17 protein-coding genes and 1 tRNA gene are annotated in these 16,853 nt (G+C 33.5%); 6 read left to right on the top strand and 12 right to left on the bottom strand.

Going from position 1 to position 16,853, the window contains the following annotated elements; translation table 11 throughout:
- The 5 genes from KHA90_RS14935 to KHA90_RS14915 form a co-directional block, all read right to left on the bottom strand.
- Window positions 1-402 carry a tautomerase family protein gene (locus tag KHA90_RS14935; RefSeq protein WP_213301910.1) on the bottom strand — a complete coding sequence of 134 codons (402 nt, stop codon included), beginning with the start codon at window positions 400-402 and terminating at the stop codon, window positions 1-3.
- A gap of 51 nt (window positions 403-453) precedes the next feature.
- On the bottom strand, window positions 454-1,029 hold the full coding sequence (locus KHA90_RS14930; protein ID WP_213301907.1) for a Crp/Fnr family transcriptional regulator: 576 nt from the start codon (window positions 1,027-1,029) through the stop codon (window positions 454-456).
- Between the two features lie 125 nt (window positions 1,030-1,154).
- Window positions 1,155-1,802 (bottom strand): SMI1/KNR4 family protein, encoded by a 648-nt coding sequence (locus KHA90_RS14925; RefSeq protein ID WP_213301904.1) that lies wholly within the window; start codon window positions 1,800-1,802, stop codon window positions 1,155-1,157.
- A 19-nt stretch (window positions 1,803-1,821) separates the two neighbouring features.
- On the bottom strand, window positions 1,822-2,079 hold the full coding sequence (locus tag KHA90_RS14920) for a hypothetical protein (RefSeq protein WP_213301901.1): 258 nt from the start codon (window positions 2,077-2,079) through the stop codon (window positions 1,822-1,824).
- 104 nt (window positions 2,080-2,183) lie between these two features.
- A tRNA-Met gene (locus tag KHA90_RS14915) sits at window positions 2,184-2,257 on the bottom strand.
- 153 nt (window positions 2,258-2,410) lie between these two features.
- On the opposite strand from KHA90_RS14915, the gene KHA90_RS14910 reads away from it, so the two are divergent.
- Window positions 2,411-2,803, top strand: a complete 393-nt coding sequence (locus KHA90_RS14910) for an START-like domain-containing protein (RefSeq protein WP_213259043.1) — start codon at window positions 2,411-2,413, stop codon at window positions 2,801-2,803.
- A 54-nt stretch (window positions 2,804-2,857) separates the two neighbouring features.
- Window positions 2,858-3,697, top strand: coding sequence for an aminotransferase class IV (locus tag KHA90_RS14905; protein ID WP_213301898.1), 840 nt, complete (start codon window positions 2,858-2,860; stop codon window positions 3,695-3,697).
- Here KHA90_RS14905 and KHA90_RS14900 read toward each other — a convergent pair.
- The 6 genes from KHA90_RS14900 to KHA90_RS14875 all read right to left on the bottom strand — a co-directional run bounded on the left by KHA90_RS14900 (window position 3,694) and on the right by KHA90_RS14875 (window position 10,052).
- On the bottom strand, window positions 3,694-4,254 hold the full coding sequence (locus tag KHA90_RS14900; protein ID WP_213301895.1) for a YqgE/AlgH family protein: 561 nt from the start codon (window positions 4,252-4,254) through the stop codon (window positions 3,694-3,696). The two genes, KHA90_RS14905 and KHA90_RS14900, sit on opposite strands and share 4 nt — an antisense overlap.
- Before the next feature lie 128 nt (window positions 4,255-4,382).
- Window positions 4,383-4,655 (bottom strand): HU family DNA-binding protein, encoded by a 273-nt coding sequence (locus tag KHA90_RS14895; RefSeq protein WP_017498096.1) that lies wholly within the window; start codon window positions 4,653-4,655, stop codon window positions 4,383-4,385.
- Window positions 4,656-4,835: 180 nt separating this feature from the next.
- Window positions 4,836-5,783, bottom strand: a complete 948-nt coding sequence (gene fmt / locus KHA90_RS14890) for a methionyl-tRNA formyltransferase (protein WP_213301892.1) — start codon at window positions 5,781-5,783, stop codon at window positions 4,836-4,838.
- A complete protein-coding gene (locus KHA90_RS14885; RefSeq protein WP_213301889.1) occupies window positions 5,783-7,678 on the bottom strand; it encodes a RecQ family ATP-dependent DNA helicase in 1,896 nt (631 codons plus the stop codon). Before KHA90_RS14885 ends, fmt begins: the two co-directional genes overlap by 1 nt.
- A gap of 64 nt (window positions 7,679-7,742) precedes the next feature.
- A complete protein-coding gene (locus tag KHA90_RS14880) occupies window positions 7,743-8,276 on the bottom strand; it encodes an AAA family ATPase (RefSeq protein WP_213301886.1) in 534 nt (177 codons plus the stop codon).
- Window positions 8,277-9,134: 858 nt separating this feature from the next.
- Entirely contained in the window at window positions 9,135-10,052 is a 918-nt protein-coding gene (locus tag KHA90_RS14875; protein ID WP_213301883.1) for a carboxylesterase family protein, read from the bottom strand.
- Window positions 10,053-10,317: 265 nt separating this feature from the next.
- Here KHA90_RS14875 and KHA90_RS14870 point away from each other — a divergent pair, with 265 nt between their 5' ends.
- The 4 genes from KHA90_RS14870 (at window position 10,318) to KHA90_RS14855 (ending at window position 13,874) form a co-directional block, all read left to right on the top strand.
- Window positions 10,318-10,614: a DUF493 family protein gene (locus tag KHA90_RS14870; RefSeq protein ID WP_213301880.1), complete on the top strand. Its 297-nt coding sequence runs from the start codon at window positions 10,318-10,320 to the stop codon at window positions 10,612-10,614.
- A gap of 3 nt (window positions 10,615-10,617) precedes the next feature.
- The gene (locus KHA90_RS14865) at window positions 10,618-11,340 is read left to right on the top strand and encodes a DUF4290 domain-containing protein (RefSeq protein WP_213301877.1); all 723 of its coding nucleotides are present in this window, start codon (window positions 10,618-10,620) and stop codon (window positions 11,338-11,340) included.
- Window positions 11,341-11,540: 200 nt separating this feature from the next.
- Window positions 11,541-12,854 carry a UDP-N-acetylglucosamine 1-carboxyvinyltransferase gene (gene murA / locus KHA90_RS14860; RefSeq protein ID WP_213301874.1) on the top strand — a complete coding sequence of 438 codons (1,314 nt, stop codon included), beginning with the start codon at window positions 11,541-11,543 and terminating at the stop codon, window positions 12,852-12,854.
- A gap of 144 nt (window positions 12,855-12,998) precedes the next feature.
- A complete protein-coding gene (locus KHA90_RS14855) occupies window positions 12,999-13,874 on the top strand; it encodes a cation diffusion facilitator family transporter (RefSeq protein WP_213301871.1) in 876 nt (291 codons plus the stop codon).
- 418 nt (window positions 13,875-14,292) lie between these two features.
- Here KHA90_RS14855 and KHA90_RS14850 read toward each other — a convergent pair whose 3' ends face one another.
- Window positions 14,293-16,785 carry a DUF5686 and carboxypeptidase regulatory-like domain-containing protein gene (locus tag KHA90_RS14850; protein WP_213301868.1) on the bottom strand — a complete coding sequence of 831 codons (2,493 nt, stop codon included), beginning with the start codon at window positions 16,783-16,785 and terminating at the stop codon, window positions 14,293-14,295.
- Between the last annotated feature and the right edge of the window lie 68 nt (window positions 16,786-16,853).

Here is a 16,853-nt window from a genome sequence, read left to right as displayed (position 1 = left end):
TTATTTTTTACGATTATTGATCCATTTATACTCAATCGTTAATCCGTCATAACCGTACGCATCCGCTTTCATTTCTTCAATTGCGGTATAACTCACCGGATGCATTTTGCCCAGACGCGATAATAAAGCCTGATGAACAGCTTCGATATATTTTGCTTTATCATTCTTTAAATTCGTTGAATCAGAAATTTTAACCGTAAGATGAAAACTGTTTGTTTCTAATTCAGTTAGGGATTCTGAATTTATAAACCAAAGATCCTTTGGTACAAATGAAACCGTTACCACCGTGACTTCAGGTTTTTTGTTTAAGACTTCTTTGGTAAGAGTGCTAATAGTGAGTGCTAATTCTTTGGCTAAAGCCGAATTTTGTTCTCCGCTTAGTTTTAAATTGATTACAGGCATACTTCAAATGTTTTAAATTATTGAAGTACAAAGCTCATGATAACAATAAACTTATTTATTGATGTAGGTTAAGAGTTTGATTCGGCTTAAAGATTCGGGCTTAATGCCGAGATAGGAAGCAATATGATATTGTGGTACTTTTTGCTCGATTCCCGGATAAAGGATTCGTATCATTTCTAATCTTTCGGCAGCGGAGTTTTTCAGGAAAGAAGTTTCTCTTTTACACTTTCTGATAAAATAATTATCAGAAATATATTTTGCCAGTTTCAAAAAGTTATTGTCCCTTTCGATTAAAGAATTGAATTGTTTATGCGTTATGTAATACACTTTTGCATTGGTCAAAGCTTCGATATTGCAATTCGTTGGCATTTGAGTTAGAAAGCTTGTGTATGCGCTGACAAAACTATTTTCGAGATAAAAATCATTATTAAATTCGCCTTCATTATTTTGAACATAAGATCGCAATGTTCCCGAAATTACGAGCGCAATAAAATCACAAACAGCACCTTCCTGAATTAAGAATTCTTTTTTCTTCAGATTTTTAATGCGTAACTCTTTCTGAAATTCTTCAAAAAGTTCCACATTTAATCCTAAAGTTTCCGTGAAAATAGCTTGTAATGATTCCATTATATTGCTGAAATAAGATGAGTAAAGATAATTGATATTTCTTCGGGCAATTTGAAAAATTAAAATTTAAGCAAAAAAATACGCAAACTTAATCAGCTTGTAACAAACGCTCGTAAAAATTCTTACTATAGATCTTCAGTGTGTATTAAATTGTATTCATCTGCAATATCTGTCCAGTCATCTTTCCATGATTTGTGGAAGTAAATTTCTGCTTGTTGCCAATCTTCTTCATCCCATTCCTCTCTTTCATCGGTTAATTTTAATTTTTCAGTGCGAACTGCATCAATTAAAAAGGCAAGAAATTCATCAAAATCATCTGCAATAACCGAAACTGGTTCGGGATCTCCTGTAGGTAAATATAAAATCTGACCAGACTTTCCTTCAATATTAGGATCGTAGTCAATACATAATAAGTTTCCGGATCCATCGTGAGCAAAGGGAATTCTTTTTACAGAATATAATTGATTTTTGATTTTATTCTTTTGATATATAGAATCTGGTTCCGTTTGAGCTGTTGCTGTTTTGAAAAAATTCCATTGTATTTTTACGTCTTCAATTTCTAAAAAACCAAATCCCGCCATTACTCCAAGGATTTCTTTTTCCCCATTATACACTTTTAATAAATCTATATAGGACTTTGGTAAAGTTTGATTGAATAATTTTTCTAAATCTGATATTTCTTTTTCACTTGCTCCATCATTCATTAGCGTATCAAAAATATCTAATTTTGATTTAAAAGCTTTGTTTAATTGATCAATCAGTTTATTGGTCATTATAATTTTTGATTTATAATTATTTCTCCTCTTCTAAACCATCAACGGCAGAAATCTGATCCAATATATTAGTTTGGTTTGGCGAAATATAGTTTTTTGTTTCGGCAGGAGTTTCTTTCTTAAAAAGCATATCTAATGCATTGTATAGTCTTAATAAAACCTCTTTATCTTCTTTTTCAATTTCTAAAGCAGTATTGAAATTAAAAACGTAATTATTCGAATTGCGTACTTCTACTTTTATCGTTTTTGATGTGATTTTAAATTTGACTATATCCATTGTTGCTTCTTTTTTAGATATTTGAGATGTTCTTATGAGGTTTTTTAAACAAAACTACAATAAAAAAACCCTAATCAATTGATGATTAGGGTTTTGTTTTTATGTAGCGAGGACGGGAGTTGAACCCGTGACCTCAGGGTTATGAATCCTGCGCTCTAACCAACTGAGCTACCTCGCCAAGATTGCAAGCGAACCGTGTTCCTCATTGCGGGTGCAAAGATAGAAATATTATTAAAGCTTACAAGAATAAAATGAAGAAAAAAAAATATTTTTAAAAATGCATTGTTTTTGGACATATATTCTTATATTTCGAAAAAATTAAAAGTAGCACATGGATCAAAAAATACGTTACGAAATCGAGTTTCCAATAAATTCTTCGCCGCAATTATTATATCAATATATATCAACGCCGTCAGGTTTGTCTGAATGGTTTGCAGACAATGTAAATTCAAGAGGCGAATTCTTTACTTTCATCTGGAATGACTCGCAGGAAAAAGCGCGTTTGGCTTCTAAAAAAACAGGAGAAAAAGTAAAGTTCAAATGGGTTGATGAAAGCAGTAAAGACACGGAGTATTTTTTTGAATTACATATTTTAGTTGATGAATTAACTAAAGATGTATCGCTAATGGTAGTCGATTTCGCAGAAAAAGAAGAAGTAGGAGAAGCTAAACAATTGTGGGAGAATCAGATCTCAGACCTGAAACATCTTATAGGATCTGTTTAGTAAATTTCTATTTTATACCTTATATTTGCCCTGAACAAAATTCAGGGTTTTTTTATGATCAATTTTAACGGAAACATAGTAGCGCAAGAAGAGAATATATTAACTCAAAATCGTGCTTTTTTGTACGGCGATGGTGTTTTTGAAACGCTAAAAATAGTCAATAACAAAATTTTGTTTCTTGAAGATCATTATTTTAGATTAATGGCTTCAATGCGTGTTGTGAGAATGGAGATTCCGATGAACTTTACAATGGAATTTTTTGAAGAACAGGTTTTAAACCTCGTAAATCAAGAAGGAATTTCGGCATCGGCAAGAGCCAGAATTACCGTTTTTAGAAACGACGGAGGTTTATATTTGCCTAAAACAAACGAAGTGTCGTATTTAATTCACGCAACTTCCTTAGAAAGTGTTTCTTATGCTTTAAATACGGCTGAATATGAAGTTGATTTATATAAAGACTTCTATGTAACAAAACAGTTATTATCGTCGATTAAAACGACTAATAAATTGATAAATGTTACCGGAAGTATTTTTGCTCATGAAAATGGTCTGGAAAACTGCCTTTTAATAAATGATGCTAAAAATGTGGTTGAAGCATTACAAGGCAATTTATTTATGGTAATGGGCAAGAAATTAATCACGCCGCCAATTTCTGAAGGTTGTCTCAATGGAATTATGAGAAAGCAAATAATAGCTTTGGCTAAAAAAGTAGAAGGCATAGAAGTACTTGAAGAAATAATTTCGCCATTTGATCTTCAAAAAGCTGACGAATTATTTCTGACAAATGTAATCACAGGGATACAACCGATAACTAAATATCGGAAAAAGGAATTTACAAGTAATCTGGCGCATTTATTAGTGCAGAAACTAAATGAATCCATCTCTGAAAATTAATTCAGATATGGATTTTCAGGTGCATTCGACCATATAACATAATCACCTCCGAGCTCAATAATTTGCTCTTTCCAAAAATGAGTGGTGGATTTACCGATAATTTTATTTTTATAACTATTATCAGTAATGATCCAGGAGTTTCCCTGCATTTCATTCTCAAGCTGATTTTCGTCCCAACCGGTATAACCTAAGAAAAAGCGAATATTGTTTTTACCAATAGATCCGTCGTTTATTAAGTCTTTAGTCGATTCAAAGTCACCTCCCCAATAAATCCCATTCGAAATTTCGACACTATTAGGTATCAATTCCGGGATATTGTGAATAAAATAAAGATTGTCCTGTTCAACAGGACCTCCGTTATATATTTTGAAACTGGCATCAATCTCAGGTATCAAATCATTAATAGTATACTTTAATGGTTTATTAATGATAAAACCTATTGATCCTTCTTTGTTATGGTCTGCTAATAAAATTACCGATCTATTAAAAGATAAATCTCCAATTATAGAAGGTTCGGCAATAAGCAGGTGTCCTTTTTTTAATTTTTCTGAAATCATACGGCTACAATTTTTATTAAATTTAATAATAAAATATTTAAAAACCCAAATAAAATCGTTAAACCGCACAAAAAAACCCTCATGGAGGAGGGTTTTGATTATATTATAAGTTTAGAGAACTTTTCTTACTAGTTCACTGCACCTTCTAATTCAGCTCCGGCTTTGAATTTTACAACATTCTTAGCAGCGATTTGAATAGTTTTTCCAGTTTGAGGGTTTCTTCCGTCTCTAGCAGCTCTAGCAGATACTGACCAAGATCCAAAACCTACTAAAGAAACTCTACCACCTTTTTTCAAAGTAGCTCCTACGTTTCCTAAAAATGATTCTAAAGCTAATTTTGCCGCAGCTTTTGTAATTCCTGCATCAGCAGCGATAGCATCGATTAATTCTGATTTGTTCATAATAATTAGTTATTAATTGTTGGTTAAAAAAAATTGTTAATACACAAATTTAGTAGGAAATCCGTTCCTTGCAAGTGTTTTCTTTAATTTTAGCAAAAATTGTTGATAACTTGCTTTTTTTGTTCATAACGCTAACTGATTATCAGGCAAAAACAGGTAAAAACCCCTGTTTTACTGAGCTTAATAGACTTTTGCGGTATCAGTAAAAGTTATGCCATTTAGCAATTCTGCAACCTGCATTCTCTTTTTTCCCGGTAATTGAAGACTCAAAAGCTGAACAAAACCATTTTTGATCGCAATTTTGATTTCTTTTTTGCTGCTAATCAAGCTTCCAATCTCATAAGAATGATCTTCTAAAACTAGTTTTGCTTCGTATATTTTGATGCTTAATTCTTCATTTTTATCTTTCAGGAAACACCATGAAGCAGGATAAGGACTTAAACCTCGAATCAAATTATTGATTTCATCGCCTGATTTTGTCCAGTCGATCTTACAATTTTCCTTGTTTAATTTGTAGGCAGTTTTAATTTCAGCGTCGTCTTTCTGAATCGTTGTAGTTACATTTCCGTCTTCGATCACTTTTAATGTGTCAATTACAGTTTTACTTCCCAACAACATTAATCGGTCGTGTAATTGTCCCGCATTTTCTTCCGGTTCAATCGCAATTTCCGAATTTAAAATCATTGCTCCGGTATCTATTTTATCATCAATAAAAAAAGTAGTAACTCCCGTTTTTGTTTCTCCATTAATAATTGCCCAGTTTATAGGTGCAGCACCACGATAATTTGGTAATAAAGAAGCATGAAGATTAAAAGTTCCCAGACTTGGCATTTCCCAAACTACTTTTGGCAACATTCTAAAAGCAACAACAATTTGTAAATTGGCGTTTAGCGCTTTTAATTCGGCCAGAAAACTTTCGTCTTTTAAATTTGTGGGTTGTAATAAAGTAAGACTGTTCGCAAGGGCATAATCTTTCACTGCTGAATATTTTATTTTTTGTCCGCGTCCTGCCGGTTTATCTGCCGCCGTAATCACGCCAACAACTTCATAATCGCTTTTGATAATGGTATCCAGAATGCCAACGGCAAATTCCGGAGTTCCCATAAATATGATTCTTAATTTTTCCATTATAATTTTAAAGTGTATTTATTATTCGCCTGAATGGTGATATAATTGTTTTCCAGTAATTCCTGAAGCGCAACAACAACATCATTAGCGTCTAGTTTTATTTTTGTTTGAATTTCTCTTGATGACAAAGCCGCCGTTTTTAATTGATGCAAAATTTTATCTGCAATCGAATCGGCTTCGGTAATTTTGCCTTTTTGTGTAATACAATAGGAGCAGACTCCACAATTCTGAGTTGTTTCTTCTCCAAAATAATCCAAAATCAATCGATTTTTGCAGGTTTTATTGTCCTTTATATAATGAAGCACAGATAAAAGCTGGTCTTTTTTAAGCTGATTTTGTTTTTCAAGATATTTTGAAACCCTGTTAATCGTTAAGTCATCTTCGCGAACTTCATTGAATAATATAGTAGCGTCGTTATTTTTTGATTTGTATTCGATGATATTCTTCTCGTTCAGTTTTTCCAGAACAGCCGAAACCTGTTCTTCAGTATGATTTGATTTTTTAGCAATCAACGAAATATTAAACGGAGTTTTCATTTCGTAAATTCCCGGATACGTTCTTAAAATCGCCAACATGATTTCTTCATCATTTGAGTTTAAACTCATATATCTGATTACTTCTTTTGATTCCAATAAAAACTGCATTGTAATCTTTTCAGAAAATTCCTGAGACATTGTAATAATTCCCTGCTGATTCAAAAACTGCAAAGCATTATACGTTTTTAGAGTAGGGAAGTCATATTTCTGGCAAAAATGATTCAGCTTAAACGAAAACGAATCGTTTAAACCTTCGCCATACGCAATCTGAAAATAATTGCAAAGCTTGATATAAACTGTGTTCAGAAATTTTTTATCGGGTAGGATACTTAAAAATTGTTGTTCCGTTTGATTGCCGTCAGCCGAATTCGTTAAAACAACCGAAAAAGCTTTTTCGCCATTTCGTCCCGCTCTTCCGGATTCCTGATAATAGTTTTCGATATTCTCAGGCAATTGTGTGTGAATAACCGTTTTTACGTTGTCTTTGTCAATTCCCATTCCAAACGCATTTGTGGCAACAATAACCTGTGCTTGTTCAGACATCCACAATTGCATGTTTTTGTCTTTTTCTTTTGCCGAAAGTCCACCGTGATAATACGTCGCCTTGAATCCTAGCGATTGCAATTGGGTTGACATATTCAGGCACGATTTCCTGTTTCGTACATATATAATAGAAGGCTGGGGGTTTTTCTTTAAAATTTGTTCCGTGCGATATAGTTTATCTTCGACTTCAAAAACCATATATGCGATATTTTTTCTTTCAAAAGATTGCTGAAAAAGTATCGGATCTTTTAATCCTAATTCGGTTTTAATATCTTCAATAACTCTGGGAGTTGCCGTTGCAGTCAAAGCCAAAAATGGAATTTTAGGAAAGTATTTTTTAAGTTCTGAAATCTTCAAATAAGCCGGACGAAAATCGTGTCCCCATTGCGAAACACAGTGCGCTTCGTCAATAGCAATTAAATTAATTGGGAGATTTTTTATGCGTTCCAATATCCAGTCTGACTGAAGTCGTTCCGGAGAAAGGTACAGAAATTTATAATTCCCGTATTGGCAATTGTCCAGAAGATCAATGATTTCCTCCGTGTGAATTCCGCCGGTAAGCGCAATCGCCTTAATATTTCGCTTTTGCAAATTTGCTACCTGATCTTTCATCAAAGCGACCAAAGGCGAAACAACCAGACAAATACCTTCCTGCATCATTGCCGGAACCTGAAAACAAATTGATTTTCCGCCTCCGGTTGGGAGCAGGGCAAAAGTGTCCTGACCGTCTAGAACCGAGTCAATAATCTCCTTTTGCAACGGTCTAAAACTGTCGTGTTTCCAGTATTTTAAAAGAATTTCTTGCGCTTCGGGCATTGGTCTCGTTTTAAAGTTAAAAAATTTAGAAATCAGTTTCTAGTTTTGCAACTTTAAAACGCGCCTAAATTTTATCTAAGATATAAAGAATTCTGTTCTCCACCGTATCTTTAGGTACTTCAATTAAGTCGTAGCCGTATTTCTTGTAGGTTTCAACAAGGTGTTTTTGTATTGTCAAAGCTTGTTCAAAATTCTCGTAGCGCTCAGTGTCGCATTCGTAAATTTCTTCCCAAGGTGGTAATATAAAAGTTTTGGTGTATTTAAACTCCTCACATGCTTTTGTAAAATGCTCCGGATAATCATCGCCAATATAATCCATATAGGCTACAACATCAGGAATTCCGCGATCTATAAAAACTACATCATCAGGTTCCTGACCGGCATCTTGAAATTGTTTAATGCGACCTTCCAGCAACATTTCGCTAAATAATAAAGGCTGTTCCAGAAACAATTGATCGATACCTCGCTGCTGAGCTTCGAGTGTAACTTGTCTGGAAATTTCAGGATAACAACAGTAGCCACGAGCTACCAATTCGTTGATAAGAGTAGATTTTCCCGTTCCCGGGCCACCAATGAGGACTATGATTTGTTTTTGCACTTTCTAAAAATAAAGCGCAAATTTACCTAAACTTATTGATATTTAAAAAGTTTATTTCGTCTTAAGCGAATGATTTCGCAATTTTAGGTAAATCCCGAAACTTTAGAACCTGCTGCTCGCTACAATCTTTTGCTTTTTAAAGAAAAAACAAGAGGCTTACTCCTAAAACTTTGAGATTGTTAGGGCTAATCAGGAAATATAATTTGGGATGAATACCATTTTGTCATGTTGCTATAAAATAAAATTAAAAAGACATGGATTTCGAAAACATGGGCGCAACTGGACTAAAGTCCAGCTCTACAAAATAGATTGTTCCTCCGGAACTAAAACAGAAAGGAGTTGTGAATTCGGGTCAATATCATAGTGCTGGACTAAAGTCCTGCTCTACAAAATAGATTGTTTCTCTGGAACTAAAACAGAAAGGAGTTGTGAATTCGGGTTAATATCATAGAGCTGGACTAAAGTCCAGCTCTACAAAATAGATTGTTTCTCCGGAACTAAAACAGAAAAGAGTCGTAGACTCGGATAATATTGTAGGGCTGGACTTTATTCCGGTTGATGTCAAAATATAAATTTTATTATTTAGGATAATTATGCAGCATGTACATTGTAAATAACACAATTGAAGTAAATGAAAGGAACGAAGCATATAAAATTCCCCAGCCCGCATCATTCAAATTTACATTTCGGTCCTTTGAGAAAAATTTAATTGCCAACCCTATTAATATTCCACTAAAACAAATAAGACAAACGAAATTAAAATTATCAAAAAGCTTTAATCTTACCATAATTAAATAATGAATTATGAGTGTAACTGTAAAAGAGATAATTCTCATTTTTTTTTATATATAAAGTTTATTATTCACAAAACAAATATTTCCCGGAATCCTTACCTTTTTTACCCGAAGGAATAATAATATGCGATTCGAATTTTTTTTCTTTCAAAACATCATTCACAAAATCCAGAACATATTGTTGTCCTTGGTGAAAAAGATAGCCGGAGAATTCATGGCCTCCACCACAAAACGTAATCAGTTCAATATCTTTATGTAAGTCATTCATATGATTATAAACCGCATAAGAGCCAAACAAAATCAGCCAACCCGAAGCATTTGTTGGGCAAGATCTATGCGAACCTGCAGAGTAAGGAACCGTATCGTCATTATTCCCGTGTGCCAATAACATCGGAATCGCATTTTCTTTCGTAATCAAATTAATATCCTGAATCGCGCCGGAACCTCCAATGAAACCTTTGTATTTAAAGTTTTCAGGAAGATTATTTTTATATAGATTCATCAGTTTATAATCCCAGAACGAAGCATGGAAACCAATTTCGGCACCTGCACTAATTCCCGAAATGAATATTTTAGAAGCATCAAGATTGTATTTATTGGCATTTTCGATCAAAAATGAAGTTGCCTGCCACATATCGCTCACGCCAATCTGGATTGCTTTTATTTTCTCGGTTAACGTTCCTTTGCATCCAAAATCTTTTCCTTTCATATATAAACTGTATGAAATGCTTGCAACCGCGTAACCGTTTTTCGCCATAAACATGCCAAATTCTTTCTCGCTCGTGCGTTCTCCGCCGGAAAATCCTCCTCCAAAAGCAAAAATAATTAACGGAATTTTTTCGTTGGTTTTCTTCTGAGGTAAATACAAATCTAAATCCAGTTTGAGAGTGTCATTCTGAAAATAAGTCATTGTTTTAATTTCCTGTGCTTTTATAGAGTTGAATGTAAGTGTTATAAAAAGAATAAGAATGTAGTTTTTCATAGTAATGTGTTTTTAATCGCGCAAAGTCGCGAAGACGCAAAGTTTTAAATATTATGACTTAAAAAACTTTGCGTTTTTGCGACTTTGCGAGCAAATTTCTAAGCAATGTTTTTCTCAAATATAAGAGGAAATTTTACAAAGAAATAAAGTTACAAAGTTTTTTTCTTTGCACCTTTGCGCCTCTGTAACTTTGCACCTTTTTCGAAAGAAAAAAATCTAAAATCTAAACTCAAAACCGTATATTTGCCTTTATTTTTAATTACGAATGGAAAACGATAAAGAAAAAGAAACCGCTGAATTTTACGAAAGATTAAAGGTAGAGTTAGATAACTCAAATACTTGGCCTGCAGAATATTTGTATAAATTTATTATGCCGTCGGTAAACGATAATGTCGAGCGAGTAGAAAAAGCTTTTGACAATTTGGGAGCGGTAATTAAAACAACAAAATCTAAAACAGGTAAATTTACCAGTGTTTCTGTAGATGTTACAATGCATAGTGCTGAGCAAGTGATTAGCAAATACAAAGAAGTCTCTACAATAGAAGGTATAGTTTCATTATAACTTATGGTCGAAAAATATAAAAAAGAAGTCGCGAATGACGTTGTTTTTAATTTAGAATATAATTCTGAAAGACAACGCTTACTTATTCCGGAATATGGTCGTCATTTACAAAAACTGATCGATCAGGCAACTATTATTGAAGATGCAGAAACGCGCAATAAAGCTGCGAAATACATTATTCAGGTAATGGGCAGTCTGAATCCGCATTTGCGTGATGTACCGGATTTTCAACATAAATTATGGGATCAGCTTTTCATTATGTCTGATTTTAGACTAAATGTAGATTCGCCATATCCAATTCCGTCAAGAGATGTATTACAGCTAAAACCAGATGTTTTACAGTATCCACAAAACTTTCCTAAATACAGATTTTACGGTAACAATATCAAATATATGATAGATGTTGCCAATAGATGGGAAGACGGCGAAATGAAAAATGCATTAGTATTGGTCATTGCCAATCACATGAAAAAATCATATTTAAGCTGGAACAAAGACACGGTAAAAGATGATGTGATTTTTGAACATTTATTTGAATTGTCTGATGGGAAAATCAATTTACTGCAAAGCACAGAAGAGCTTTTAAATACAACCGATTTATTGCGTACCAACAAACGTATGTCTAATAAGATTACGCCACCGGGACAGCCAAAAATCCAAAGCAACAAAAACGTTAAAGGACCAGGGAAACCAAAACCTTTTCAGAAAAATAATAATCAGAAGTAGAAAAAAAGTTGCTAAGTGGCTGAGATGCTAAGTTGCTAAGTTTTTTTTTAGCTCAGAATCTTAGAACCTCAGTAACTCAGAACCTTAAAAAAAACAATCAGAAATAAAAAAAGTTGCTAAGCAGCTAAGCTACTAAGTTGCAAAGCAAAAAAAACTTAGAATCTTAGAACCTTAGTAACTCAGAACCTTAAAAAAAGAATATGGGAATTTTTAAAATCGAGGGAGGAATTCCTTTAAAAGGAGAAATCACTCCGCAAGGAGCAAAAAATGAGGCATTACAAATTTTATGTGCCGTGCTTCTAACGGGGGAAAAAGTAAAAATTAATAATATTCCCGATATTATTGACATCAATAAATTAATCACATTGTTGGGTAATTTAGGTGTGAAAATTCAACGAAATGAACCAAGCTCGATTACGTTTCAGGCAGATGAGGTTAACGTTGGATATTTAGAAACCGAAGCTTTCAAAAAAGAAGGCGGAGCGCTTCGTGGTTCTATTATGATTGTTGGACCGCTTTTAGCACGTTTCGGAAAAGGATATATTCCTAAACCGGGAGGAGATAAAATTGGTCGTCGAAGATTAGATACACACTTTGAAGGTTTTATTAATCTTGGAGCAAAATTTAGATACAATAGAGAAGATCACTTTTACGGAGTAGAAACTCCGGAAGAAGGATTACAAGGAACAGATATGTTACTTGATGAAGCATCAGTAACAGGAACGGCAAATATTGTTATGGCTGCTGTTTTAGCAAAAGGAAGAACTACAGTTTACAACGCAGCTTGTGAGCCTTATTTGCAACAATTGTGTAAAATGTTAAGCTCTATGGGAGCTAACATTACAGGAGTTGGATCTAACCTATTGACAATTGAAAGTGTTGAAAGCCTTGGCGGATGTGAGCATACAATCTTACCAGATATGATCGAAATTGGTTCTTGGATTGGTCTTGCGGCTATGACAAAAAGCGAAATCACGATCAAAAATGTAAGCTGGGAGAATTTAGGTTTAATCCCGAATACTTTTAGAAAACTTGGAATTACAATCGAAAAACGTGGCGATGATATTTATATTCCTGCTCACGTTAACGGATATGAAGTAAAAACCGATATCGATGGATCTATTTTAACAATTGCCGATGCGCCTTGGCCAGGATTTACACCTGATTTATTAAGCATTGTTTTGGTTGTGGCAACACAAGCAAAAGGCGATGTTTTAATTCACCAGAAAATGTTTGAAAGCCGTTTGTTTTTTGTCGATAAATTAATTGACATGGGCGCAAAAATTATGTTATGTGATCCGCACAGAGCTGTGGTTATGGGACATAATTTTGAATCTCAACTAAAAGCTACAACAATGTCATCTCCTGATATTCGTGCGGGAATCTCATTATTAATTGCAGCACTTTCAGCAAAAGGGACAAGTACAATCCAGAATATCGAACAAATCGATCGTGGATACGAGCGTATCGATGAACGTTTAAGAGCAATTGGAGCAAAAATTGTTAGAGCATAAAAGGTAAATATTTAGTTAAATAAATATTCTAAAAATACCATTAAGAAGTTAAGAGAAATTAAGATTACAATAGCTTAATGAATCTTAATATCTTAATGGTTTTTATATCTAAAAACTTGATTTAAAATCTGTTAAAAGGCGCAAATGACAAATGAACAAACAGCTATAAAAGCTACTATATTTAGTATAGTTGGGAATACCTGCTTAGCCGTTATAAAAGGGCTGGCAGGTTTTTTTGGCAATTCGTATGCCTTAATTGCAGACGCGATTGAGTCGACTGCTGATATATTTTCGTCCTTTTTGGTGTTATTCGGAATCAAATATTCTAATAAACCAGCCGATGAAAATCATCCTTACGGACACGGACGCGCTGAGCCTTTAATTACTTTTTTGGTGGTTGGCTTTTTAATCACTTCGGCAACAATTATTGGTTATGAAAGTATAGCAAATATTCAGGAACCGCACGGTTTGCCAAAATCATGGACTTTGTATATCCTGGGTGCAATTATTATCTGGAAAGAATATTCGTTTCGTTTGGTAATGAAGCGAAGCAAAGAAACCAATAGTTCGTCTCTTGCGGCTGATGCCTGGCACCATCGCAGTGATGCCATTACATCTGTAGCAGCGTTTATAGGGATTTCGATTGCACTAATTATGGGCAAAGGTTACGAATCTGCAGATGATTGGGCGGCGCTTTTTGCTGCTTTTTTTATCTTATACAACAGCTATAAAATTTTCAGACCAGCACTTGGCGAAATCATGGACGAAAACATGAATGATGATTTAGTTGAAGAAATTCGTGTAAAATCTTTAAAAGTGGATGGAATTCTGGGAACCGAAAAATGCTTTATCCGTAAAGCCGGAATGAAATATCATGTTGATCTTCATGCTATTGTATCGGCTAAAATTTCGGTAAAAGAAGGGCATGATTTATCACACAAACTACAAGATACTTTAAAAGAAAAAATCCCGCAATTAGGAAATGTTCTAATTCATATTGAACCGGATGATTATCATTGAGGAAGTTTCTAAGATTCTAAGTTGCTGAGGTACTAAGTTTTCTTTAAGAACGATAAAACAAAATCCGCTTATTCTTTTGAGTAAGCGGATTTTTATTTTCTGGGCGTTACCTACGGCCCGGGCTATCCGCTATATCTTTTTATTTTTAAAGAAAAAATAAAAAGGATATCGCTTCTATCCCTAACGCAATATTGGGTAATAAGAAATTTGCGGTTTTTTTGTCACTTCGACGCAGGAGAAGTCACATCCAGCTGCTCGTCAACAGTGCTTCTTAGCGCATGTGATCTAGATGACAAGATTGTAGGTATGATGTGAACCAGAAACTAGTTGTTTAATAAAAGCACATCTTGTCGAATGAGATGACAAGATTGTGAAAACTTAGCAACTTAGAACCTCAGTAACTTAGCATCTTTCTCCTCTAATTCAAAACATTCAAAATCTTCAATCCAAACACAACACCATTTTGTTGAAATCCGCCTTGATACGAATGAACATAATCCAATCTGAATAATTTAAATTTCCCGAATCCCAGATTGTCTAAACCAACCGTAAATTCAGTGTAAGGTTTTCTGTCCGGAATTGCCAGAGAATGAAATCCTAAATTCATAGTCGATTTCAAGAGATTCAATAACGGAATTTTATTCATTAAAAATCCCTTGTCATTGTGCTCTAAATGCATTTCAAAATAACTGTCATTTGTACTGTTTGCGTAATACGGCATTAAATTAAAAACGTTCAAATAGCGATCACTTGTGCCAATATGAGTTTGGTTTCCGTTAAAATGTCTGTAATCGATAAACGAAATATTTTCGGCATTAAAAAACTTTCCTGCTCTTAAATTCATTCCCAGAATTCCTTTATTTCCTAGCGACAAATCATATTGTACAGATGCTCCAATTCGTTCAAATTCATATTTTTTCTCGCTTGCGGCAAATGCTTTTTCAAAACTTAAAAAGACGGTTGGATATTTATCATTTTTGAAATTATACCTTCCGTCAGGTCTTGAAATGTATTTATTTCCAAAGTTGATTTGGGCATTTAGCGACGCTTTAAATAAATGATGCGGATCAAAGGCCGGAGTTGTAAAATCATTTGGTGCCAACGGATTATTTGAGGAATATATATCATCCCTTTTGAAGAAAGAATAATCGGTTGTATTAAAAAGAGGTTTTCGTTGCTCATAAGCCACTTTTCCAATCAAATTTACACCGTTTAAAACATTCTGCGAATAGTTAATTTGGGCAAATTCAAGATTGTACAACTTCATATAATTATCTTTAAAAAATAAAGAACTTATTGAATTAACCAATTTACTGATAGGCTGCGCACTATTAAATTGTGCAGTTTTACTTCCTCCCGAAGCCGAAATAGTGGCATAATTTATATTGTTGAATTTATGACTGAATTCGCCAACAACACGAAAACGTTCATCTGAAAAACCATAATTAAAAGTGGTACTTATTGAAGTGCTTTTTCCTTCGTCTTCATTCCATTTTTTAAACGAAAAACCAGAATCTAAATTAAATCCCTGCACAGTATTAAAACTCAATGAAGTCAGATTTAATAATCCTTTATAATTGAATGAATATTTTTTGAAAGTGTTTTTGTAATCATAACCCATTAAGATGTCCGTAAATTTGAATTTGTTGTTTTTGGCATCTATTGAATCAGTATATTTCTGAGATTTCCGAATAATTAGCAAACTGTCTTTCTTTGTATAATCTGTACTTTCTTCAAGAGTTAGCGGAATTGGACGAATTTCATTCCAGAAAGTCTCATCTTTTTTATTGGCATTAAGTTCAAAAGCAACAACTTCATTTCCAAAAGTTCTCTTTTCAAAAGAACTCGGAAATTCATAGTTTGAATATATGTAATTAAATTTTCCGGAGAATTTTATTCCAAAGATTCCAGCAGTAAAATCAAGAGTTTGAGCATTTTTTGTCCAGATTTTATTTTTTTCATTGTAACTAAAGCTTTGTTTTAAGTTCATTACTTCGGTAAATTCATTTTTCATGCGATATCCTTTTATGTCTAAATCTATCGCGTAAATTGCAAAACTATCATCGACAATATAAATATAACCTTCAAAAACGGGTTCCTTATCACGTTTTGGGATTACTTTAATTTTATAAACTTGCTGATTATTATCGTCATAAAAAGTGCCTTCGAGTTTGTATTTATAATAACTGAAACCATTATCAGCAATAGGAGAGATGAGTTTAATGTCGAAATCTAAACTGTTATCATAAAAATCATAAGTCGATAGAGAAGCAGTATTATAACTGTATCCTTTATTGTTTCCGGAGATTTTAGAAGCAATAATTTTCTCCTTTAATTTGTTGGGTTTTTTTTCAAAAGTAATTTTGGAAATAGTTTCAGATAAATACAATATTCCTGTTCCTGTCGAATCCAGATTTGATGACATGTCATCACCAAGATCTACTTTTTTGCCAAGAATTTTTTTAGGTAAATCTTTGACTTTAAACATTCCCTTCGAATAAAAATCAGCAGTAAATCGCGCAGTTTTATCAGAGTTGTCTTTTTTATTCGCAATTGCACTTTTTATGATAGCATCGGCAGGATTGTTTTTCGGATCGATTACAACTTCATTTAATGTAAAGCTTTCTTCGAGCATTTTTACATCAAGAGTTATTGTTTTTGAATCAGCAGAAACAGCTATTTTTTGGGTTTTAAATCCCAAATATTGAAAAGTGATTTTGTTTTTGCCAACTTCTTTTACGTTAAGCTGGTATTTTCCCTGTTCGTTAGAAGTTGTTCCGCTATACGTGTTTTCTTCAAATACAGAAACGAATGGCAAAGGATTACCTTTTTCGTCTGAAATTGTTCCCTTTATTTGGGCAAAATTGGAAATCGAAAAAAATAAAAAGGCAAATAAAATACAGTTTTTCATGAAAGTGGTTTCTCTAACAAAAATAGAATAAGTTAAAAATGAGCTTATTAAAAATTTGTTAAATTGCT

The organism is Flavobacterium psychroterrae (genome assembly GCF_018380615.1).
Taxonomy (GTDB): Bacteria; Bacteroidota; Bacteroidia; order Flavobacteriales; family Flavobacteriaceae; genus Flavobacterium; species Flavobacterium psychroterrae.
Note: the sequence above shows the minus strand (reverse complement) of the source record. Positions and strands in the feature narration are given on the sequence as shown.

What these genes read in the sequence shown, in the direction of transcription:
- KHA90_RS14935 (WP_213301910.1), bottom strand. Translation starts at nt 402, where the DNA reads ATGCCTGTAATCAATTTAAAACTAAGCGGAGAACAAAATTCGGCTTTA.
- KHA90_RS14930 (WP_213301907.1), bottom strand. Translation starts at nt 1,029, where the DNA reads ATGGAATCATTACAAGCTATTTTCACGGAAACTTTAGGATTAAATGTG.
- KHA90_RS14925 (WP_213301904.1), bottom strand. Translation starts at nt 1,802, where the DNA reads ATGACCAATAAACTGATTGATCAATTAAACAAAGCTTTTAAATCAAAA.
- KHA90_RS14920 (WP_213301901.1), bottom strand. Translation starts at nt 2,079, where the DNA reads ATGGATATAGTCAAATTTAAAATCACATCAAAAACGATAAAAGTAGAA.
- KHA90_RS14910 (WP_213259043.1), top strand. Translation starts at nt 2,411, where the DNA reads ATGGATCAAAAAATACGTTACGAAATCGAGTTTCCAATAAATTCTTCG.
- KHA90_RS14905 (WP_213301898.1), top strand. Translation starts at nt 2,858, where the DNA reads ATGATCAATTTTAACGGAAACATAGTAGCGCAAGAAGAGAATATATTA.
- KHA90_RS14900 (WP_213301895.1), bottom strand. Translation starts at nt 4,254, where the DNA reads ATGATTTCAGAAAAATTAAAAAAAGGACACCTGCTTATTGCCGAACCT.
- KHA90_RS14895 (WP_017498096.1), bottom strand. Translation starts at nt 4,655, where the DNA reads ATGAACAAATCAGAATTAATCGATGCTATCGCTGCTGATGCAGGAATT.
- fmt (WP_213301892.1), bottom strand. Translation starts at nt 5,783, where the DNA reads ATGGAAAAATTAAGAATCATATTTATGGGAACTCCGGAATTTGCCGTT.
- KHA90_RS14885 (WP_213301889.1), bottom strand. Translation starts at nt 7,678, where the DNA reads ATGCCCGAAGCGCAAGAAATTCTTTTAAAATACTGGAAACACGACAGT.
- KHA90_RS14875 (WP_213301883.1), bottom strand. Translation starts at nt 10,052, where the DNA reads ATGAAAAACTACATTCTTATTCTTTTTATAACACTTACATTCAACTCT.
- KHA90_RS14870 (WP_213301880.1), top strand. Translation starts at nt 10,318, where the DNA reads ATGGAAAACGATAAAGAAAAAGAAACCGCTGAATTTTACGAAAGATTA.
- KHA90_RS14865 (WP_213301877.1), top strand. Translation starts at nt 10,618, where the DNA reads ATGGTCGAAAAATATAAAAAAGAAGTCGCGAATGACGTTGTTTTTAAT.
- murA (WP_213301874.1), top strand. Translation starts at nt 11,541, where the DNA reads ATGGGAATTTTTAAAATCGAGGGAGGAATTCCTTTAAAAGGAGAAATC.
- KHA90_RS14855 (WP_213301871.1), top strand. Translation starts at nt 12,999, where the DNA reads ATGACAAATGAACAAACAGCTATAAAAGCTACTATATTTAGTATAGTT.
- KHA90_RS14850 (WP_213301868.1), bottom strand. Translation starts at nt 16,785, where the DNA reads ATGAAAAACTGTATTTTATTTGCCTTTTTATTTTTTTCGATTTCCAAT.